The following is a 20,704-nucleotide window of genomic DNA, read 5'->3' on the forward strand; positions in this document are numbered from 1 at the left end:
TAGGTTAGAGAAGGTATGCTTTAGTTAAGTTTAAAATTTGTAAATGTTGCTGTTCGAGAAATTCAGAGAAACTAATAGAAGGATATTGAGCTTTTAAAATAGCTAATTCTAAAAGAAAAGCTGGGATTCTTGTGGCTAGAATTTCACCAATGTTTTCCCCAAATTTAGCTTGATAACCAACTCTACCCCCTAAAGATAAAAGGTAAGTATCTACGATTTTTCCATCAAGACGTTTTTTTCGGCCAGTAAAACCAATTAGTCCTTTTTGATGTTGAGCACAAGAATTTGGACAACCAGAAATAAGTGGCGTTGGTAAGGCGCTTTTAATTGCTAGAGGCTGGTTTTTAAAAAACTCTAGAATACTAGTTAGTAAACTTTGAGAGTCATTTATACCAAAATTACAAAATTGCGGTCCTGCACAGCTAACGGTATTGTCTATCGAAAAAGGTGATATTAATGAATCTGTTAATAGCAATAGCTGATCTACTGCCTTAACACTCAAGTTGCGTACGAAAAAACCTTGACTTGATGTAAGGCGAAGCTCAACTTTGGGGGTAACAGCTTTGAGAAATTCGGTGAGCGTTAGTATTTGAGTGGGAAGTATTTCGCCTTTAGAGGGGTGGATATATATAGCATAAAGCCCAGATTGCTTTTGAGGAAAAATTATATTTTGATATTCTTTGTCCCAAGGGAAAAATGAATTATCCTCAGTAGCTACAGTTGTTGGATTAAGTGTAAGTTTTAATTCAGGATTAGTTAGTTTAAGTTGGTGTAATTCTTGCTGGAAATATGTTAAGAAAACTTCATCGCCTAGGCGTTGGCGAACAAATCTTAAACGGGCTTTGTTACGGTTTGTGCGATCCCCTTCGCGGGCAAAAATGTTTTTCATAGCTTCAACGTAAAAAAGTGCGTCTTCAGCTAAAATAAAATCGCTTAATTTTATTGCCAGTTGTGAATTAGAGCCAAGGCCACCAGCAGCATATACGCAAAAACCCAATTTATTATTTTCTTTTTTGGCAATAAAACCTAAATCGCTAATACTAGCATTAGCAGTATCATCAGCAGTGTTGGAAAAAGAAACTTTATATTTACGCGGTAATTGCAAATTTTCAGTTGTTCTTAACATGAAATTCGTAATAGCAATCATATAAGGCGTAACATCAAAGATTTCATCGCGGGCTATGCCGGATAAGGGTGAACAGGTAATATTTCTAATTCCATCGCCGCCAGCACCAGTTGTAATTAAACCAACTTGCAATAAATTATCTAAAATTATATTTACTTTTTCCAAGGGTACGGCATGTAATTGCAAATCTTGGCGTGTGGTGAAACGTAGGCGCAGGGAATATTTATTAGCTATATTTGCAATTGCTTGTAGCTGTTCAAGCGTAGCAATTCCGCCAGGAAAACGCGGTCTTATCATATAAGAGTTTTTAGAACCTTCTTTATAGATTCCCATAATTGAACTGTATGGTTTTAAATTCTCGAGAGTCCCGCTTAAATATTCGCTTACTTTAGTTTGAAAGTGCTTAACTTTAGTTATAATTTCTGGGGTATTAGTGATCATGTCTGTAAATCTCCTTTGTAGTTTAATAGTGAAATGAGGTAAAATTTTATAAAAAAAGACCAGAATATTCTTTTGAAATTTAAAAAGAATCATTCTAGTCTTCAGTTATCTGATCGACTGTCTATTAAATTATTGTAATAATAGCATAGTTTTTTGTAGGAAGTCAACTGAAAAATCAGAGTTGCTATTGACAAATAAAAATTATTATGGCAAAATAGCATTCAATGATAATGCTTTAGAAATTTAGCTATAAAAATAAATATGGTTCTTATCAAGAGTGGTGGAGGGACTGGCCCGATGATACCCAGCAACCAGCTTTTAAAGCAAGGTGCTAATTCCAGCGGATAAATCCGGAAGATAAGATTAATTGTTTTAATGACGGTTCTTCTTCGGGAAGAATCGTTTTTTATTTATTACAAAGATAAAGCGAGGGAAATTTATGCAAATAACAACCAAGATTGTTCAAGCTGGGCTAGTAACTGATAAAACTACTGGAGCAATTAGCACTCCTATTTATCAAACAGCTACTTTTCGACATCCTGCATTAGGGGAGAGTACGGGATATGATTATTCGCGGACTAAAAATCCTACTCGACAGGCAGTTGAGATAGCAATAGCAACATTAGAAGAAGGAGATGCTGGCTATGCATTTGCTTCGGGAATGGCGGCAATAACAGCTATAGCGATGTTATACGGAAGTGGAGCACATTTAATAATAACGGAAGATTGTTATGGCGGGACATATCGCGTTTTTGAGAAAATATTTAAGCAGTTTGGACTACAAGTTAGCTATGTAAATACTGCCGATGTTCAAGCGGTACGTTCTGCGATTACAGGCGATACAAGAGCAATATTCCTAGAAACTCCAACCAACCCGTTAATGAAAATAGCAGATATTCAAGCCTTGGTAGCTTTAGCCAAGGAACATCAGCTACAGACTATTGTTGATAATACATTTTTGACACCATATTTACAAAAACCCCTGTCTTTGGGTGCAGATATAGTTATACATAGTGGTTCTAAATATTTAGCAGGCCATAATGATGTTATTTGTGGACTAATTGTGGCAAAAGGAGCGGAACTATGTTCTAAATTAGCATTTATTCAAAATTCAACTGGAATGATTCTTGGGCCGCAAGATTCCTGGCTATTATTAAGGGGAATAAAAACATTAGCAGTGCGCTTAGATAGGCAGCAGGAAAATACTTTAATTATTGCCCAGTGGTTAGAAAAGCAAAAATGGGTAAATAAAGTATATTATCCTGGTTTAGAAAGTAGCCCACAAAAAGAACTTCAAAATCGTCAGGCGAGTGGTTATGGAGCGATGTTATCTTTTGAGGTTTGTGATGCGAAACTAGTGCCGCAAATATTACAGAGGCTGAAGCTAATTCAATTTGCAGAGAGTTTAGGTGGAGTAGAATCGCTAATTACTTTTCCCTTTGTGCAGACACATGCGGATATTCCCCTAGAAATTAGATTGAAATTAGGTGTAAATGAACAATTATTACGGTTTTCGGTAGGAATAGAATCTGTGACAGATCTTATTGAGGATTTACAGCAGGCTGTTGTTCACGAAATAAGTTGAAATTGTAAATTAAATTTGACGAGAAATTAGTTTCATGATACCATTAGATGAATTTGCTGACTAGATAGCTAGAGGCGTAAAAGATTCTAAGGATCTTTTACGCCCTTTTGTAATTTTGGGCTAAAATATAGTAGCCATATATGAATAAATATTTCTGTAAATGGGGGGAGTTTAAAGTGGGGAATTTTAATAAAAATAACACAAATGTACAAGAATTAGAATTGGATTCAGAGCTAATGGCCTTTATTGAGTTGTCTATCCGAGAAATTGCCCACGGATCGATAACTTTAATAGTTCAAGATTCACATTTAGTACAAATTGAAAAAAATGAAAAAATAAAATTATGCTAACTTATACTGAAATTAGTGGTGCTATTTAATTAGAATATTAAAAAGACCGAAGGGTGAGGGCAATGAAAGAAAAGCAAACAGAAAAGTTGAGCAAAGAAAATATTAAACTGAGAACCCACATTTTAGAATTATTGCGCACTTTGAAGTTTGGGCAGGTTGCCATTATTATTAAAAATGGTAAAATTGCTCAAATTGAAAAAACAGAAAAACAAAGAACGACACTAAAAGGCCTATATGGAGAAGGTATTTAGTTTAATAATTTCAAATAAAAGTTTTCAAGTAAATAAGTAAAAGAAATTAAGAGGTGTTGAAATATGGCAAAAATTGCTAAAAATTTAACAGAATTAATTGGGAATACGCCGTTATTAGAATTAGCTAATTTTAACAGAGAAAAGGACTTGCAGGCCAAAATTATTGCTAAATTGGAACAATTTAATCCGCTAAGCAGTGTAAAAGATAGAGTGGGTTATGCGATGTTAAAAATAGCAGAAGAACAGGGACTAATTAATAATAAAAGTATTATAATTGAACCAACAAGTGGCAATACAGGAATAGGTTTGGCTTTTGCAGCAGCGGCGAAGGGATATAGCTTAATTATTACTATGCCTGAAAATTTTAGTATGGAGCGGCGCAATTTATTAAGAGCTTTAGGGGCTGAGTTGATTTTAACTCCTGAAGCAGAAGGTATGAAAGGAGCTATTGCGAAAGCAGAGGCACTAGCTAAAGAAATACCCAATTCTTATATGCCACAACAGTTTAAAAATCCTGCAAACCCAGAAATTCATCGTAAAACTACAGCAGAAGAAATTTGGCAAGATACGGACGGACTAGTTGATATTTTTGTCTGCGGAGTTGGTACGGGGGGAACTTTAACAGGTGTGGGCGAAGTTTTAAAACAACGCAATCCTAATTTGCAAATAGTAGCGGTTGAACCCTGGGATTCTCAAGTATTATCAGGCGGAGATGCAGGTGCCCATTGTTTACAAGGCATTGGCGCTGGATTTATTCCTGAGATTTTAAATACAAAGATAATAGATCAGGTAATAGCAGTAAAGGAATACCAAGCGGAGACCACAATGCGTGCAGTGGCTAAAGCAGAAGGTTTATTATTAGGAATTTCAGGTGGCGCAGCTGTATTTGCAGCTGCAAAATTGGCTCAAAAGCTAGAAAATAGAGGTAAAAATATTATTGTTTTAGTGCCAGATACGGGAGAACGTTATTTATCAACAGAAATATTTAGTAAATAAGATTTAAAGCAGTCGACAAAAAGTTGTTACGGCTAAAGTTAAGTTTTACATTAACTTTAGTCGCTGATTAATTGGCGACTGTTTTTTCTTTAACCTGAAAAGCATAGAAGATAACAGTTTTAACTAGCTTGAGGCGGTGTTACTGTTTAGCCTTATACCAGCTAGCATATAGAACTGGCAGTACAATTAAAGTTAAAATAGTGGCAATAAAAAGTCCCCCGCGATAGCAATAGCCATAGGACCCCAGAACGTACTACTAGCTAAAGGTAGCATCCCTAAAATTGCCGCAGCCGCAGTAAGCATAATTGGGCGGAAACGGCTGAGCGTTGCGTTGATAATAGCATCACATAGTGGTTCTTGAGCTTGTAGATGTTGTTCAAATTGAATTAGGGTAGTAGCAACACCGATTAAGCCCAGCGTAGCTGTTAATAAGGTAATTATCATCTTACCGCTTGGACGCGTTGTTCTTCCAAGGTGAAATCTGTTCTAGTTAAAGTGTAAATACAGCCAAAAACATCATCTTTATGGTGAAAATTCTGCCTAGACTCAATAAACCGTGCCGAATGCCTTCGGGACAAAAAAAGTTACAAAAGGGACGCTCGAAAAACATTCCAATAAACAGAAAACTACCCATAACAGTTAAGGCCAGAGCAGTAATATTTTTACCAGCAGCAGAGTGCATAAAAGCTTTATAGCTATTAAAAAAACCTAAATCTAAAATTGTTTGACTAGCTAAAAATAAGGTTAAAACAGCTAAGAGATAGCGTGAGTATTGAAGATATTTTTGTAAAAATGGAGGAGTTTTAAATTTCTTTTTTAAAACAAGAGAACCTAGTTTGCCGACAAACTCTTGGGCGCTACCAAATGGGCAAATCCAGCCACAAAAAAAATTACCAGCTACAAAAGCTAAAGGCAGTAAGAAAATAAACCCTGGCCGGATTTTGCTATAGAAGCCAGCAATTAATAAAAGAAAAATACTAAGTTGAATACTTAGAAATAGTGTAGTAATTGATTATTTTTCATGATGATTTAAATGTAATTTATATAAAAATATTTAGTATATAGTAGCAATAAGTGCTATAATTAGCTTTACTAAATTAGTTGAACAAAGGGGAAACAAATGCATCCGATCTTGAAAAAAAATCAATATTTCATTAAAGAACATTTAGGAATTTTAAAAGCTGCCAATAATTATGATATTTATGATGTAGACACCGAAGAAAAGATTTTAGAGTGCCGCGAACCGAATCTTGGATTTTTCACTAAATTACTGCGGTTTTCCGATTATAAGCGAATGACGCCATTTGAAGTAGAAATTCGTACTTCGACGGGTGAATTGGTATGTACTGTAAAACGCGGAATTTCTATTTTCTTATCTAAAGTAGAGGTTTTTGACGAAAAAGGAATTTTAGTAGGGATTTTTAAACAAAAGTTTTTCACTATTGGTGGCAAGTTTGATGTGTTAAATACGGCGGAAGAAAGTCTTTGTACTTTGCAAGGAAAATGGACGAGTTGGGACTTTAAGTTTGTAAAAGAAGGACATGAATTTGCCCATGTTTCCAAAAAGTGGGCAGGTATTGGCAAAGAATTATTTACATCAGCAGATAACTATATCCTGACAATTAAAGAAACTGTTCCAGCAGAAAGTGATTTAAGGACTTTAATAATTGCTGCAGTTATGTGCATCGATATGGTCTTGAAAGAATAAGAACTTGCTAATATGGTAATAGTTAAGCATAGGGACAATTTGTCGCGAGTGTAGTTAGGGTCTAAAAATTCAATTGTTTATCGCGGTTAAAAATTATATATTAAAAAGGAGTTACTCATCACAGACTATGTGGCGAGTAACTCCTTTTAAGTACTAAATTAACAATTTTAAATTTTAAAAACGGCGATTGCATTTTGAAGTTCTTGAGCCATTTGAGCCAAGCTTTTGCTGGCAGAAGAAATTTCATCCATCGAAGCTAATTGTTCTTCAGCGGCTGCAGAAACCATTTGCGCCTCATCGGTAGAGGCTTGACTTATAGAATCAATAGTTTTTACAGAGGCATCAATACGTTGGCTGCCATCAATAATCTTATTAAGTGTCACTCGAACATTTTCCATACCGCTACTGCTATTATGGACAAGTGTTGCAATTGACTTAAGGTTAGTTCCAACCAAGTGAACACTATCTACGCCAGCTTTAACCTTAACATTGCCAGTAGCCATGGAAATAACAGCTGCCTCAGTGTCTTTTTGAACCATAGCAATTTCTTCGGAAATTTTTTGGGCGGCCTTTTGAACTTCTTCAGCCAGTTTACGGACTTCTTCCGCAACTACAGCAAAACCGCGTCCTTGTTCGCCAGCACGAGCTGCTTCAATTGCGGCGTTAAGGGCTAAAAGATTAGTTTGCGAAGCAATACTAGAGATAGTATCGGTTATCTGGCCAATTCGTTTAGATTGTTCCCCTAGTTTGCTAATTACTTGCGCCGAAGAAGAAACTGATTCTTCAATTTCGAGCATATTTTTGACCATGATGTCGACGTCGCTAGTGCCTTGATCAGCCTGTTTAGCGGCGAGACGTGCTCCGTCTACAGCAGTATCACTGTCTTTAGCAATGAGTTTAACGTTGTTACTCATAGTTGTGGCTATTGAAGAGGCTTCTTCTACCGAGATCATTTGCTTATGCGCGCCTTCAGCAACATTTGTTATAGAAACAGCAACTTGAGTTGCCGCTTGGGCGGTTTGTTCGGCGCTGGCCGTTAATTCCTCACTAGCGGCTGCCATATGTTCGGATTTTTCTTGAACTTTGCGAATTAAGCTACGCAGGGCATCACGCATTTGGTTAAACACATCTGCTAAAGCAGCGATTTCATCTTTGCCTTCGATATCTACACGTTGTGTAAAGTCGCCTGCCGCAACCTTTTCTGCTTGATGTTTTAATAACTCGAGAGGTTTAGCAATGCGACTAGCGATAAATAAGGTTGCTGGAATTACAATAAACAAAGCTAAAACTGTACCGATGATGAAGATCCAACGCAACGATTCTAGCGGTGCGTAGATTACAGCAACGGGGATGCTAATACCTAGTAACCATTGAGTTGATGGTAATTTTTCAAAAACCATTAAATACTCTTTGCCGTCTATGGTATAGGTAGTTAAGCCTTTGGTTTGCTTTTCAATGCTTTGAACTGCGGTATATAGAGGTTTTAAAGGAGCTAAGTCTTTGATGTTTTTATTTTGCATATTGGCATCGGGATAAGCCATCACAGTACCAGTTTGATTGAGTAAGAAAGCAAAGCTGCCTTCAAAAGGACGAATCTTAGCAATGGTTGCAAACATTGTGTCCATAAGCAAATCTTCAGACAGAACCCCAACAGTTTCGCCGGCAGAGTTTTTAAAAGGTATGGTTACAGATAGAGCCATTTTATTGGTAACACTATCTAAGTAGGGTTCGCCAAAAGTAAGTTTGCCAGAATTGATGGCATCTTTATACCACGAGCGAGTACGGGCGTCAAATCCTGCGGGCGGAATCCAACCACTACCATCAATAATTGCTCCATCACTAGCTCGACCAAAATATAAGTCGCTGATTTCTGGATCAACTTGTTTAAAACCTGTGAGCATTTGCATGGTAATCGGAGTTTTGTCGCCGGCAATTTGCTGTACGGTGGCAGCGGTTGTTTTTAGAACCATGGCTTTGCTAAGCAACCAACCATCTAGCTCCTTGGAAGAAGCGTTAGTTATAGCTTGAGCACCACTTTCTACAGAAGTCAGGAGCATTTTTTCTGTGTAGAAATAAGCAGCACAGGAGACAAGTATTAGCAAACTTGCCATTAAAGTAGAAAAGATTATGGTCATTTTCTTTTTTAAATTCATGTTCATTCCTCCAATTCTAGCACCTGTACTTTGGCAAAAAAGACTACGGAAAACTACAAATTCCCGTAGTCTTCATTGACCACCATAGCGCATTAATTTATACTCTAATTTTAACACAGTGAAATACAATTGTCCACTAAGGAGCAAGAAAAATAATAAAAAGTTAGTTAATGATAACGAGAATTAAAATAAATGTTAACTTTGAAATACAAATAGCGCTATGCCTTATAGATAATTTCAGTAAACTAAATTAACTTATAATAACAGTTAATCTCTAACTTGACCATTAAAGTCTAAATTGGTATAATCAGTACATTAATATAGGCGATGGAGTTCGCCATTAAGTCCGTTTTATAGCGGTGATGACTCCTACTAGTATTAAGTATTGTGCTAGTAGGAGTCATTTATTATTTTATAAGGAGTGGAATAGCTATGCCGAAAATTGCAGTTAAAGCCAAAAGACTAAGTATTTATATTGGGGAGAGTGATAATTATGAACGACAGTCCCTGTATAAAAGTATTGTTAGTAAAATGAAAGAACTCGATATGGCCGGCGTAACTGTTTTTCGTGGAATAATGGGTTATGGAGAGGATAAGCGCATTCATACAGCGAATTTGTTAGATTTGTCGAGCGATCTACCAATTTTAGTAGAAATTATTGATAGTGAAGAGTATATTGCCAAATTATTACCATATCTAGATCAAGTGCTAGAAAAAGGTTTGGTGACCATTGATGATGTTGAAGTACTTAAGTACGGTAAAGAGGCAATAGTAGCTAAGGGAGTGGAATAAAAAAAGATGGTGGGGATATTTTTTATTGCTATTGGTGGAGCAACGGGAGCAGTTTGTAGGTACTTGACGGCTAATTGGATGGCTTCTAAATTTGGCGCGAATTTTCCTTTGGGAACTTTAGTAGTAAATATAATTGGCTGTTTTGTAATTGGCCTATTTATGGCAATTACCTTGGGGAAATTAAGTATAAACCCATATTGGCGACTATTTATTGCGGTAGGTTTTTTGGGCGGTTTGACAACTTTTTCCTCTTTTAGTTATGAAACCTTTATGCTTTTACAGGGAACTGACTTCATGCGCGCTTTTTACAATATTGCTTTAAATTTATTTGGCGGGTTTGCAGCTACTTGGTTAGGCTTTGCTTTGGCTAGATTCATTGGATAGTAAACCCAGATATTATTTAGCCAACTCAATTTTGTCAATTTGTGTGCCCGAGGGTAAAAAAGCTGTAATAATAAGTTTTTGCTCTTGCCTTTCCAAGGTTAAGTAATTGTTGGTTTCAGGTTGAGGGGCGACAAAGGCATCTAGAGGATGTGGTTCCCAAAAATTTTGGTAACGTACATTGCCAGCTACTCCAGTTAAGATATACAGTGAACCAGTTAGATCAGGTTGAAAATTTTTTAAAGGCGTCCGACGGCGATATGTATGTAGATGTGCCGATAAAACTAGATCTACAGCAAATTCATCAAAGATAGGCATAAAGATTTTACCGAGCTCACTAATACCTGCTAAGCGGTTAGGGCGATTTTTAATGGCATATTGCAGCGGATCTTTATGCATTAAAACAACTTTCCATTTTTGTTTGCTGTTAGCCAAATCGTTTTTGAGCCAAGCCTGCTGTGCAGCTAACATTTCAGGTTGAAATCTATCCATTTCAGTAAGTTGTGTATTTAAAACAACAAAATGCACATCGCCATAATCGTAAGAATAATACTGTCCTTGATAAACAGAGCTATTATTAGTAGGCAGTGAAAAAAGTTTTAAATATGCTACTGGCATTCGGATTTGCCAGTTAAGGTCATAAGTCTCGTGATTGCCCAATACTGGAGCAAAAGGAATTTTATTGATTATACCGTTTACGCCATTGAACCAAGCACGCCATTGGCTATGATCTTCACCATTATCAACTAAATCGCCCATGTTGATAAAAAAGTCAGCGTTAGGGTTGCTGGCCCAGGCTTCTTGGGCAACATTTTGCCAGATACTATAGTCACTGGATTGAGAATCCGGGAAAATTATAGCTTTAAAATTACCATTATTTTGAGAAGCAGTATTTAATGGATACCAAGGACTGAGTTTTTTTTGCCAGCCAATACGGTATTCATAACTGCTGGCAGGTTGTAATTCGGTTAAAGTGATTTTGTGAAGATAATTAGTTTGTTTATTATCTGTGAACTCTTCATTGCTAACTGATTTCGTATTGATATTAGTACTGTTTTTTAAACGATATTCAATAAAGGCATCGGGCTGAGATAAGCTTGATTGCCACATTATGGTGCGAGAATTGCTACTGTCCGCAGTGATAATTTGTCGGAGATAAAAAGCTTCAGAAGAATCTAGAGTAGGTTGTTTAGTAGCGAAAATTGATAGAAAATTTATCTGGGAAGAAATATTTTTCAACTGTGGAAAAAATATTATAATTAAGCCTAAAAATAAAAACATGAATAAAATAATGGGTGTGTTTTTTTTCATAATGTTGCTAACCTCCTGGGTTTGAATGGTTATTATTAATTCGGTGAATTGGATATAAGAATAACACTTAGAGTTAACTACAGGTCAAGAAGAATTTTATAAAAATTCTTAAATTTATTAGTTTGTTATTTACGACACTGTAAAGTAGTTGATATAATGTAATAATAGATCTGGTGACGAATAACTCAAGAATAGATTCAATAAAAGTAGTGAGTTAGAAGGAGTGATAGTAATCGAGGCCTTGTTAGCAATACAAATAAATATTTTCATGTCGATTTTACTATCTATTGTTACAGCTCACGCCTACTTTAAATTAGATAGAAAAAATCAGATACATCAACTATTTCTATTTTTGCTGTTCACGACATTATTAGTGCTGCTTTTAGAAATTATTAGCGTGGTATTAAACTCGACAGAATATAAACAGTTCATTTTTGGTCATAAATTAGTTGATACAATTGGTTTTATTATAGCACCTTTTGTTAGTGTTTTTTCCATGCTTTATGTTTATAAAGTATTAAATAAATATCGACCGATAAATATTTTAAAAAATTGGCGTTGGTCAATACCACTACTGCTTAATACAATAATTGCAATAGGTAGCTATAAATTTGGTTGGATATTTAATATAACTCCCGATAATATATATATGCGCGGAAAATTATTTTTTATTTCTCCGACTACAATGTATTTTTATTATTTTATGAATGTCTATTTTTTATTTAGAGCTCGCAAAAAAATAAGTAGTGAAGCTTTGAGTATTTTAAGTTTGTTGACGATTATTCCTGCTATATTATCAATTTTTCAATTGAAATATTTCGTATATCTAACTATCTGGAATAGTGTAGCGATAGCTGTGGTGATAAACTATATTTATCTTATGCATAATCAGACTAAGTGTGATCCGCTTACGGGTTTGGGAAACCGCATAGCTTATCAGGAATATTTAGATATTTGGGGTCCGAAAAAAGATAAAATATTAACAGTTTTAAATATTGACTTAGATGACTTTAAAATCATAAATGACCGATTTGGCCATCATGAAGGTGATAAAGTACTGAAGTTTTTTGCTAGAAAACTGGAAAGTGTTTTTGCTGGCAAAGGAGTGGCTCTGCGTTTAGGTGGGGATGAGTTTATGGTTTTAATTAGAGAAGGTAATCGCGAAAAAATATTGCAACGGATGAAAATCTTTCAAGCGCTTATTGATAATTATAATGCGAATAATGATTTGTCTTATAGGATAAAATTTAGTTATGGTTTAGCAACATTTGCTAAGCATCATCATAACGTTCAAGAATTAATTTTAGATAGTGATAAAGCCATGTACGATGAAAAACGTAAAAGAAAAGAACGGCAAATTAAATTTTGATGACATTTAATTATAAAAAAATAAAAAATGCCTTTGTGCTGTAGAAAATATTAAGGGACATCCTTTGGTTAGTCTAAGAGATAACGTAAGGATGAAGCCTCAAGTATTTATGGTACAAGGGTATTTTTTATTTAATATGGGTAAGTTGATTTTGCCAGTATTTTAAATCTATAGCACTAAGGGGTAGAAGGATTGCTCTATTTTCGTGATAGTTAAAACCGATTTGAACTTTTTTAGCAGTTTTTAAATTTTTTAAGATCTGTAAAGGGAATTCGGCAAATAAATGATATTCGTTTTTAGCAAAATTTTTGTCCAGTAGTTTTGCTAAAGAATAATCAGAATTGATTTGTTTAATTTTTAGATTGCTTATTTGATAAATATTATCATCAACATAGATTGTTAGGGTTGGCTCAAGTGGCTTAGAACTATAACGATAATCGACTAATTCTAAGGTTGCGCCCAGAGTTTCAGTAGATGGCTTAACACCTTTAAAATCAATATTGCAATAAGCCGAGAGATTATTAGCCGAACGATTATCATAAGCCCAAATATTATAGCTTAGATAAATTAATAAACAAAGCGGAATAAATAAGAATTTGATTGAAAGTTTTAACATGGCGCCTCCTTACAAGTTTATTTTAGGAGAGTTAACTTCGAAAAATATAACTATTTTATGTTACAGTAACAATTCAATTTTGTCTAGTCAGTAGAAGAAATTAAGAAATAAAATTAAAAGATATTGAAAATCTTTTGCAAAATTTTATTTTTGTGCAGGAGTTTCCGCTTGCGGCATTGAATAGAACTAAATGGATAAAATTAAACATCTGAAGATACGAGGTCTAGAAATGCAAGTATATGGAAAATATATAAAAAAATATAGAGTACCAGCTTTTGGGGCAATGTTGTGTGTTACTTTAGAAGCAGGCTGTGATTTGTTAGGGCCAACACTTATGGCTAAGATTATCAATGAAGGTATTATTGCCCATTCTATGGCAGAAGTTACTAAATGGGGTGGCATGATGTTGCTAATAACTATCTGCGGGGCATTTTTTGCAATAACTCGCAGTATTTTAGCTAGCACAGTTTCGCAGCGTATTGGTGCTGATTTGCGTTACGAGGTATTTAAAAAAATATTGAATTTTTCCGAAGCTAGTGCAGATAAAATTGCGACTGGTTCTTTAATTACGCGTATGACTAATGATATTAATCAACTTACACAATTTATTAATGGAATGATGCGAATATTTATAAAAGCACCATTGGTTTGTTTAGGCAGTATTATTTTGGCAACTTTGCTTAATCCGCAGTTGAGTATTATCATTTATGGTTTTGTGGCATTGGTTGCTACCGTTATTGCTATAAGTTTAAAGTTAAGTTATCCGCTATACGCTAAGGTTCAACAGGCCATAGACAGAGTTAATTCTGTTGTGCAGGAATATTTGTTGGGAATTCGTTTGGTAAAAGCTTTGGGTACTTATAATGAAGAAACGGAACGATTTGAACAAGCCAATAAAAATTTGGAACAAAGGTCGCTTGCTTCACAGATGATATTTATGGTTTCTGGACCGCTTATTATGTTGTTATTTGGAACGGCGACCACAGGGGTATTATATTGGGGGAGTTCTTTGTTCGCTAAAAATTTAGCTAACCCAGGAGAAATTTCCGCTTTTATTATTTATATGACACAAATGTTAATTGCAATTATGATGATTACTAGTATTTTTAATGTTTTTGTACGTACTAAAACTTCTTCGGAACGAATTTTAGAGGTGTTAAATAGTGAAGAAGACTTTAGTAACAGTGGTATTGAACAAAAATTACAAGGTTCAATTGAATTTTCAAGAGTTAGCTTTGCCTACCCGAACGGTAGTGGGTTGTTGGCACTTAGGGATGTATCTTTTAAAATAAATGCTGGTGAAAATTTGGCAATTATAGGCCCTACAGGTAGTGGTAAATCAACTTTAGCTTGGTTGTTATTGAGATTTTATCAAGCAAATCAGGGGAAGATATTACTCGATGGGGTAGAACTTAATTCGTTAGCAGTACATAATTTGCGTTCGCAAATAGCGATTGTGCCACAAAAATCTTTATTGTTTTCTGGCACAATCGAGGAAAATTTATTATGGGGTAATATGCAGGCGGATAAAATACAAAGGCAACGAGCCTTAGAGCTTGCTCGGGCGGATTTTGTCCAAGAATTTCCCGCGGCAGAACAGACAGTATTAGGCAGTAGAGGCGTTAATTTGTCAGGGGGACAAAGACAACGACTTTCATTGGCGCGTGCCCTTCTAAAGCAAGCAAAAATTTTGATTTTAGACGATGCTACTAGTGCTTTAGATGGAGTTACGGAAGCTAAAGTATTAAAAAACTTACAAACAGTTGCTAGTAATCATACTGTAATTATTATTACACAACGCTGTAGTACAGCAATGGCTGCGGGGAGAATTTTGGTGCTGGATGAAGGTGAAAAAGTTGGTTTTGGTACGCATTCAGAATTGATGCAACAATGCCCTACTTATCAGGAAATTTATAAAACACAGATAGAAAGCAACAAGGTGAGTTAGATGGCAGAAAATAAAGAAAAAATAGCTAAAAAACAAGTTGGGTTTGGGGGGAGAAGACGAACGGGGATAAATCGTTTTGCCCCTACGGCAAAACCCAAAAATTTTCAAGGAACATTTTTGCGCATCTTACAACTATATTCTCGTTGGCGGAGCAAGATGGTGCTGACCATAACATTAGTGACTATGTCCACGGCCGTTTCAATTAGTGTTCCTTATTACATTGGCAAAAGTTTTGATGCTTTTGATTTGCAAACTCATAATCTTAATACGCAGTTGCTACTCAACTATTTAGTGATTTTACTTAGCTTATATTTTTGTAATTGGCTATTAATGACTAGTAATGGAATATTGATGGCCAAAATATCACAAAACTTAGTGTATGTATTAAGACAAGAGTTTTTTGAAAAAATGCAGAAATTACCCTTGCTGTTTTTTGATACCCATTCTCAAGGCGATACTATGAGTCGCATTACTAATGATATTGATAATATTAGTACTAATATTTCTCAAACAATCGCCGAATTTCTTTCCAGTGTGCTAAGTATTTTAGGAGCAGTGGCGATTATGTATAGTTTGAGCAAAGAACTTACTTTGATCGTATTGCTTGCAGTTCCCTTAGTTACGGGCTTAACTAAGTTGCTGGCTAGTAAAAGCCGCATTCACTTTGGACAACAACAAAAGAATCTAGGAATTTTAAATGGAATAATCGAAGAAAATATTACAGGTTTAAAGTTAGTTAAAGCTTTTAATCGTCAAGATGAGATACTTAAACAGTTTAATATTTATAATGAACAATTATATAATAGCAGCCGCTTAGCTCAAATTTGGTCTGGGTACATGATGCCCTTAATGAATGTTATTAATAATTTAATTTTTGCTTTATTAGCTCTAGTAGGAGCAGTCTTAGCCTTGAATTATGCCCTTAGCATAGGTACGATTGTAAGTTTTGTAAATTATGCTAAACGATTTTCAATGCCTCTTAGCAATTTAGCAGGAATGTTCAATACGATACAGTCTTCTTTAGCGAGTGCCGAAAGAATTTTTGAAATTTTAGATGAAATTGAGGAGACACCAGATAAAATAAATGCAGTAGAATTGAAACAACCCAAGGGCGAAGTAGTTTTTGAAAATGTATTTTTTGCTTATGACTCCGAACAGCCTGTCCTTAAAGATATTAGCTTTAGTGTTCAAGCTGGTCAAACTATTGCTTTAGTTGGGGAAACAGGCTCTGGTAAAACTACTATTGTAAATTTGTTAACACGATTTTATGATGTGGCTCAAGGCAGAATTTTGCTGGACGGAACTGATATTAGAAATCTTAAACGTTCTAGTTTGCGAGATTGCTTTGCGGTAGTATTACAAGATACTGCTCTGTTTACAGGGTCGATTATGGATAATATTCGTTATGCACGTTGTACGGCTACTGATGAGGAAGTAATCGCCGCGGCTAAGTTAGCTAGAGCACATAATTTTATTGAGAACCTCCCTCAAGGTTATTGTACGCAGATACATGGAAATATTGACAATTTAAGTCAAGGCCAAAAACAACTTTTATCTATTGCTCGGGCAGTATTAAGTGATAGTCCGATTTTAATTCTGGATGAGGCGACTAGCAGTGTAGACACCAAAACCGAAAAAGATATTCAGTATGCGCTATTACATTTAATGAAGAAACGCACTAGTTTTTTAATTGCCCATCGCTTATCAACTATCCGTGATGCCGATAAGATTATGGTTTTAAATCAAGGTCAAATTATAGAGGCAGGTAATCATGAACAGTTGATGGCCAGAAAAGATAAATATTATGAAATGGTATGTAGTCAAATGGGAGTTAATGCATAATAAGTACCTGGACAGGGACATTGCAATAGTAATGGTCCTGTCTTTTTTATTATATCTTGAAATATTATTAAATAATGATATTATTATTATTAATTAGAATAGTTTGAACGAAAAAAACAATAATGGTAACGATATTGGGTTTTAGGAGAAACTTAAAACTAAATTGTATACAAAACAACTTGAAAAGGAGGTTAGATTCCAATGTTTTAGAAATATGTTGGTGGAAATTAGTTGCTTAAAGGTTGTGGTTATGGCCCACGGTAGGTATTTAAATTGCGTACTATAAAGGGGTGGTAAAAGTGAACTGGTTAAACAACTTAAAGGTTTCCCAAAAATTAATCTTTTTAATAACAATTTTATTAGCAGCTTTAATTGGTGTTGGAGCTACGGGGTATTATTTCTTGAATCAGACTAATGAAGCACTAAGCAAAATGTATAATGAAAAGTTGATGGCGGTTGAATGGTTGAATGAGAATAGAATTCATGCGCGGAAAATAGAAGCGGATACTTTTGCGCTGATGTTGACTACAAATGAGAAGGAAAATCAAAATTTGTTGGCGGAAATAAATAATCGAAGCAAATTGTTTGATGAGAACTTGCTCAAATATGAAAAACTACCTTTAACGGATAAGGATCGCGATGGTTTAAAAACAGTAAGAGCAGATCTGTTAAAATATCGTGAAGTGCGCCGTAGAGTAATTGAATTAGCGTTGCAAAACAAAAACGCAGAAGCATATAATATTTATGCACAGCAAGGAGCAGGAATATCTTTGGCGTTTGCTAAAGAATTAAGATTATTAGCTGAGGAAGCTCAAAAAGCCGCGGCTAAAATGAATGAAGATAATAAAAAACAATCGGAATTTGTGCGTAATTTGTTTATTGGTGTGATAACTTTTATGGTTGTTTTAGGGCTGATATTAGGATTGTTAATTATAAAAAGAGTTACCAAAAGACTTAATGATGTGGTGTTATTTATTAATATTTTGGCTGACGGTAATTTCTCGCAAAAAGTTGCGGCGGAAAATATGGCCGATTTGAGTGAGTTTGGGGAAGTATCCCGAGCAATTAACACTATGAATAACAACATTGGCAGCTTAATTAAGCAATTAGCTAGTACTTCAGAGCAGATGGCTGCCGCTTCAGAAGAGCTTAACGCCAGTGCTGAACAATCTGCGCAGGCTTCTAATCAGATTGCTGTTTCGGTTACAGAGGTTGCTCAAGGTACAGATAAACAATTAAACTTGGTAGGGGAAACTAATACCTTGGTACATAAAATTACTAATGCCATCGAACAGGTGGCTGGAAATACGGAAGTTGTAGCGGCTTCAGCAGAGAAAACTGCGGATACAGCTAATAATGGTGAAGTGGCGATTAAAAAAGCTGTAAGCCAAATGCAAACTATTGAAGACAAAACCAATGCTACGGCTAGCGTCATTGGCGAATTAGAAGGACGATCTAAACAAATTGGGCAGATTGTAGAAGTTATCTCGAATATTGCGGCGCAAACGAACTTACTAGCTTTAAATGCGGCAATTGAAGCGGCTAGAGCTGGAGAAGCGGGACGGGGGTTTGCTGTAGTAGCTGAAGAAGTTCGTAAATTAGCAGAACAGTCTCAAGAGGCTGCTAAACAGATAACCGAGTTGATAAATGATGTTCAAACGCATACTAATAGTGCAGTTACTTTTATGAATGACAGTAAAAAAGAAGTTGAAAGTGGAACTCAAGTAGTTGCGATTGCAGGGCAAAACTTTGAAACTATTTTAGCTATGGTGCGAGATATGACGAATCAAATTAATGAAATTTCTGCGGCTGTGCAAGAAGTAACCAGTGGAGCACAAAATGTAGCTACGGCAGTGGAAGAAATTGATGAAGAGAGCAAAAAGTCCTCGGAGCAAACCCAAACAATTTCAGCAGCTACCGAAGAACAAGCAGCTTCTGTGGAAGAGATTGCCTCGGCCAGTCAACATTTAGCCAAAATGGCCGAAAGCTTACAAGTTGCAATCAGTAAATTTAAGGTTTAAGCTATTAGCGCACTCTTTGGATAAAGGAGTGCGCAGTAATTTTAATATTTATGTGAAAATGAGGCGGAAAATATAAAAACAACTGCGGATTACCAAAAAAAGGCAGGCAGATGTTTATAAAATAATATAATTTAGGAGTTAAGATGATAAAAAATAAAAAATTAGTTTTTACAGTTTTGGCGAGCAGTTTTGCTGTATGTAAATTGCGCCCCGAAGCTTCAATACCAAAATGGGCATATCAAGGTAGGTTTATTAGTATTACTAAAACGGAAGAAGAGGTTTCGATAGTTTGCCAGACGGATAATATCCCTGAAGATGTAGTTTGTGCTAAAAATTGGCGGGCTTTGAAAATTGTAGCCGAACTTGATTTTAGCTTAGTAGGTATATTGGCAAAAATAAGTACTGTTTTAGCGAACGCAGGTATAAGTATTTTTGCAATCTCTACCTATAACACGGATTATATTTTGGTCAAACAAGAACAATTAGACAAAACATTGCAAACCTTGTTGGATGCAGGTTATGAATTTATCTAATTGCAAAAGATTACGATTGTTTAACTTATTATACGAGGAGTGCTGCGAATGTTGAAGAAAACTTTGTTTATTTTATTTTGCCTAAATATCCTAGTTAATGTTGTTAGTGCCAAAGAATTGCGCCAAGTAGCAGAAGCTCCCGTGGGGAAATATTTTTATGTCAATAGCTATGAAAGTGAAAATAACATAAATCAGCTAGAGGTAGATATTTTATTTATTCCGAATAAAAAAGAAATAGGAAGTCCAGACCACACAATTTTTAAGTATGTTATTAATTTAACAGAAGGAACTAGTGTTTGCACTACCAGGCAAGACTATAATGAAAAAAAACAACTTTATCAAGAACATTATTACGGCAAATTAATAGTTGTGCCTGTAAAAGATGTAGATTGTTTAGTTAATTCTTTAAAGATAATTGCCCAACAACCCTTGCAAACAGAAGAGCGATTTAGGATTAGTGAAGCAACAGAAGGCTTGGAATATGTTACGGAGTGGTTAAAGAGTTTTCGAGCCTTAACAATAACTACTGAAAATAGTTTAGCAAAAAGTGAAAAAGAAAAAATTGGTAATTTGGGTGCGGATGTCCAAACTTTGGGATTTTACAATTGGCCTAAAACAATAGAAGGGACTTTGTTGAAACAAGAATACGAGATTAGTTATCTAGAATATCAATTAGCCTTAGAACGTAAAGCAAATGGCAAAACTAATTTGGCTGATGTGCAAGAAAAAGAAGAAAAGTATCTGTTGCTGAAAATAAAAATGTTAAATTTTTTGCGCAAATTTCATATTGCTGATTAGTAAAAATTTTGCTAAAAATATGGCAATTTATTTAATATATTTTGAAGAAAATGTATTAAATAGCTTTGCTTTGGGTGGTTACTATCCCAGATAATATTACTAAAATAAGTAATAACATTACGTATACTGCAAAAAAATATTTATACGTATTTTAAAATTAGCGAAGTAACTTTCTTTGCTAATGGAATCACTAGTTTTATATTCAGAATTGTATTTTTAAATATTAGGATGGACAAACAACAAATCGGAAGTTTTTCTAATATAAACTAGTAGATGCTTCTATGCACTGATAAGCAAAATAATAAAAAAGAACTATACTAAAATGAACCACCGCAAAAAAGTTAGGCTTAAAATCTAACTATTAAAGAGGTTGGTTTAAAACAAGTATAGTTTTTTTTATAAATGAAACATTGTGGTAGCAATAAATATGGGAGAAACTAATAGGAAAATAAATAAAAAACAGCTTGACAAAGCAACAACTTC

Annotated in this window: 18 protein-coding genes, 1 pseudogene and 2 riboswitches; of the genes and pseudogenes, 13 read left to right on the top strand and 6 right to left on the bottom strand. The window is 35.0% G+C overall.

Features of this window, described 5'->3' with window-relative positions:
- Positions 1-4 precede the first annotated feature (4 nt).
- A complete protein-coding gene (locus SUCMO_RS0103035; protein WP_019878989.1) occupies positions 5-1,567 on the bottom strand; it encodes a nitrite/sulfite reductase in 1,563 nt (520 codons plus the stop codon).
- A gap of 265 nt (positions 1,568-1,832) precedes the next feature.
- Positions 1,833-1,931: riboswitch (SAM riboswitch) on the top strand.
- Between the two features lie 75 nt (positions 1,932-2,006).
- Here SUCMO_RS0103035 and SUCMO_RS0103040 point away from each other — a divergent pair.
- The 4 genes from SUCMO_RS0103040 to cysK all read left to right on the top strand — a co-directional run bounded on the left by SUCMO_RS0103040 (position 2,007) and on the right by cysK (position 4,749).
- Complete coding sequence (locus tag SUCMO_RS0103040; RefSeq protein ID WP_019878990.1) at positions 2,007-3,152, top strand: trans-sulfuration enzyme family protein; 1,146 nt, start codon at positions 2,007-2,009, stop codon at positions 3,150-3,152.
- Positions 3,153-3,328: 176 nt separating this feature from the next.
- Complete coding sequence (locus SUCMO_RS11380) at positions 3,329-3,502, top strand: YezD family protein (protein ID WP_019878991.1); 174 nt, start codon at positions 3,329-3,331, stop codon at positions 3,500-3,502.
- A gap of 62 nt (positions 3,503-3,564) precedes the next feature.
- Positions 3,565-3,753, top strand: coding sequence for a YezD family protein (locus SUCMO_RS10255; RefSeq protein ID WP_019878992.1), 189 nt, complete (start codon positions 3,565-3,567; stop codon positions 3,751-3,753).
- A 63-nt stretch (positions 3,754-3,816) separates the two neighbouring features.
- On the top strand, positions 3,817-4,749 hold the full coding sequence (gene cysK / locus SUCMO_RS0103055; protein ID WP_019878993.1) for a cysteine synthase A: 933 nt from the start codon (positions 3,817-3,819) through the stop codon (positions 4,747-4,749).
- 139 nt (positions 4,750-4,888) lie between these two features.
- Here the strand turns inward: cysK and SUCMO_RS0103060 are convergent.
- Together SUCMO_RS0103060 and SUCMO_RS11745 are read right to left on the bottom strand one after the other, a co-directional pair.
- Positions 4,889-5,193: pseudogene (locus tag SUCMO_RS0103060) on the bottom strand (efflux RND transporter permease subunit); the annotation flags it as partial.
- 46 nt (positions 5,194-5,239) lie between these two features.
- Complete coding sequence (locus tag SUCMO_RS11745; RefSeq protein WP_083938766.1) at positions 5,240-5,758, bottom strand: 4Fe-4S binding protein; 519 nt, start codon at positions 5,756-5,758, stop codon at positions 5,240-5,242.
- Positions 5,759-5,869: 111 nt separating this feature from the next.
- Between SUCMO_RS11745 and SUCMO_RS0103070 the strand changes: the two genes are divergently transcribed.
- A complete protein-coding gene (locus tag SUCMO_RS0103070; RefSeq protein ID WP_019878997.1) occupies positions 5,870-6,457 on the top strand; it encodes an LURP-one-related family protein in 588 nt (195 codons plus the stop codon).
- Positions 6,458-6,624: 167 nt separating this feature from the next.
- Here SUCMO_RS0103070 and SUCMO_RS0103075 read toward each other — a convergent pair whose 3' ends face one another.
- Positions 6,625-8,610, bottom strand: a complete 1,986-nt coding sequence (locus tag SUCMO_RS0103075) for a methyl-accepting chemotaxis protein (protein WP_019878998.1) — start codon at positions 8,608-8,610, stop codon at positions 6,625-6,627.
- A gap of 314 nt (positions 8,611-8,924) precedes the next feature.
- A riboswitch (Fluoride riboswitch) is annotated at positions 8,925-8,989 on the top strand.
- Between the two features lie 53 nt (positions 8,990-9,042).
- Here SUCMO_RS0103075 and SUCMO_RS0103080 point away from each other — a divergent pair.
- Together SUCMO_RS0103080 and crcB are read left to right on the top strand one after the other, a co-directional pair.
- The gene (locus SUCMO_RS0103080) at positions 9,043-9,402 is read left to right on the top strand and encodes a DUF190 domain-containing protein (protein ID WP_019878999.1); all 360 of its coding nucleotides are present in this window, start codon (positions 9,043-9,045) and stop codon (positions 9,400-9,402) included.
- Between the two features lie 6 nt (positions 9,403-9,408).
- Positions 9,409-9,786: a fluoride efflux transporter CrcB gene (gene crcB, locus SUCMO_RS0103085; protein ID WP_019879000.1), complete on the top strand. Its 378-nt coding sequence runs from the start codon at positions 9,409-9,411 to the stop codon at positions 9,784-9,786.
- A 12-nt stretch (positions 9,787-9,798) separates the two neighbouring features.
- Here the strand turns inward: crcB and SUCMO_RS0103090 are convergent, their stop codons facing one another.
- Positions 9,799-11,094, bottom strand: a complete 1,296-nt coding sequence (locus SUCMO_RS0103090; protein ID WP_019879001.1) for a purple acid phosphatase family protein — start codon at positions 11,092-11,094, stop codon at positions 9,799-9,801.
- A 223-nt stretch (positions 11,095-11,317) separates the two neighbouring features.
- On the opposite strand from SUCMO_RS0103090, the gene SUCMO_RS0103095 reads away from it, so the two are divergent.
- A complete protein-coding gene (locus SUCMO_RS0103095) occupies positions 11,318-12,463 on the top strand; it encodes a GGDEF domain-containing protein (protein WP_019879002.1) in 1,146 nt (381 codons plus the stop codon).
- Between the two features lie 127 nt (positions 12,464-12,590).
- Here SUCMO_RS0103095 and SUCMO_RS0103100 read toward each other — a convergent pair whose 3' ends face one another.
- The gene (locus SUCMO_RS0103100) at positions 12,591-13,079 is read right to left on the bottom strand and encodes a hypothetical protein (protein WP_019879003.1); all 489 of its coding nucleotides are present in this window, start codon (positions 13,077-13,079) and stop codon (positions 12,591-12,593) included.
- Between the two features lie 229 nt (positions 13,080-13,308).
- On the opposite strand from SUCMO_RS0103100, the gene SUCMO_RS0103105 reads away from it, so the two are divergent.
- The 5 genes from SUCMO_RS0103105 (at position 13,309) to SUCMO_RS0103125 (ending at position 20,221) form a co-directional block, all read left to right on the top strand.
- Positions 13,309-15,027, top strand: a complete 1,719-nt coding sequence (locus SUCMO_RS0103105) for an ABC transporter transmembrane domain-containing protein (RefSeq protein WP_019879004.1) — start codon at positions 13,309-13,311, stop codon at positions 15,025-15,027.
- Entirely contained in the window at positions 15,028-16,869 is a 1,842-nt protein-coding gene (locus tag SUCMO_RS0103110; protein ID WP_019879005.1) for an ABC transporter ATP-binding protein, read from the top strand.
- Between the two features lie 299 nt (positions 16,870-17,168).
- A complete protein-coding gene (locus tag SUCMO_RS0103115) occupies positions 17,169-18,890 on the top strand; it encodes a methyl-accepting chemotaxis protein (protein WP_019879006.1) in 1,722 nt (573 codons plus the stop codon).
- Positions 18,891-19,033: 143 nt separating this feature from the next.
- On the top strand, positions 19,034-19,423 hold the full coding sequence (locus SUCMO_RS0103120; RefSeq protein ID WP_019879008.1) for an ACT domain-containing protein: 390 nt from the start codon (positions 19,034-19,036) through the stop codon (positions 19,421-19,423).
- A 48-nt stretch (positions 19,424-19,471) separates the two neighbouring features.
- Positions 19,472-20,221, top strand: a complete 750-nt coding sequence (locus tag SUCMO_RS0103125) for a hypothetical protein (protein ID WP_019879009.1) — start codon at positions 19,472-19,474, stop codon at positions 20,219-20,221.
- Positions 20,222-20,704 lie beyond the last annotated feature (483 nt).

It is taken from the genome of Succinispira mobilis DSM 6222 (assembly GCF_000384135.1).
In the GTDB taxonomy this organism is placed as follows: Bacteria; Bacillota; Negativicutes; order Acidaminococcales; family Succinispiraceae; genus Succinispira; species Succinispira mobilis.

Coding starts and splice junctions, on each gene's coding strand:
- SUCMO_RS10255 (WP_019878992.1), top strand. CDS start 3,565: ATGAAAGAAAAGCAAACAGAAAAGTTGAGCAAAGAAAATATTAAACTG.
- SUCMO_RS0103110 (WP_019879005.1), top strand. CDS start 15,028: ATGGCAGAAAATAAAGAAAAAATAGCTAAAAAACAAGTTGGGTTTGGG.
- SUCMO_RS0103100 (WP_019879003.1), bottom strand. CDS start 13,079: ATGTTAAAACTTTCAATCAAATTCTTATTTATTCCGCTTTGTTTATTA.
- cysK (WP_019878993.1), top strand. CDS start 3,817: ATGGCAAAAATTGCTAAAAATTTAACAGAATTAATTGGGAATACGCCG.
- SUCMO_RS0103120 (WP_019879008.1), top strand. CDS start 19,034: ATGATAAAAAATAAAAAATTAGTTTTTACAGTTTTGGCGAGCAGTTTT.
- SUCMO_RS0103075 (WP_019878998.1), bottom strand. CDS start 8,610: ATGAATTTAAAAAAGAAAATGACCATAATCTTTTCTACTTTAATGGCA.
- SUCMO_RS0103125 (WP_019879009.1), top strand. CDS start 19,472: ATGTTGAAGAAAACTTTGTTTATTTTATTTTGCCTAAATATCCTAGTT.
- SUCMO_RS0103035 (WP_019878989.1), bottom strand. CDS start 1,567: ATGATCACTAATACCCCAGAAATTATAACTAAAGTTAAGCACTTTCAA.
- crcB (WP_019879000.1), top strand. CDS start 9,409: ATGGTGGGGATATTTTTTATTGCTATTGGTGGAGCAACGGGAGCAGTT.
- SUCMO_RS0103040 (WP_019878990.1), top strand. CDS start 2,007: ATGCAAATAACAACCAAGATTGTTCAAGCTGGGCTAGTAACTGATAAA.
- SUCMO_RS0103090 (WP_019879001.1), bottom strand. CDS start 11,094: ATGAAAAAAAACACACCCATTATTTTATTCATGTTTTTATTTTTAGGC.
- SUCMO_RS0103105 (WP_019879004.1), top strand. CDS start 13,309: ATGCAAGTATATGGAAAATATATAAAAAAATATAGAGTACCAGCTTTT.
- SUCMO_RS0103070 (WP_019878997.1), top strand. CDS start 5,870: ATGCATCCGATCTTGAAAAAAAATCAATATTTCATTAAAGAACATTTA.
- SUCMO_RS0103080 (WP_019878999.1), top strand. CDS start 9,043: ATGCCGAAAATTGCAGTTAAAGCCAAAAGACTAAGTATTTATATTGGG.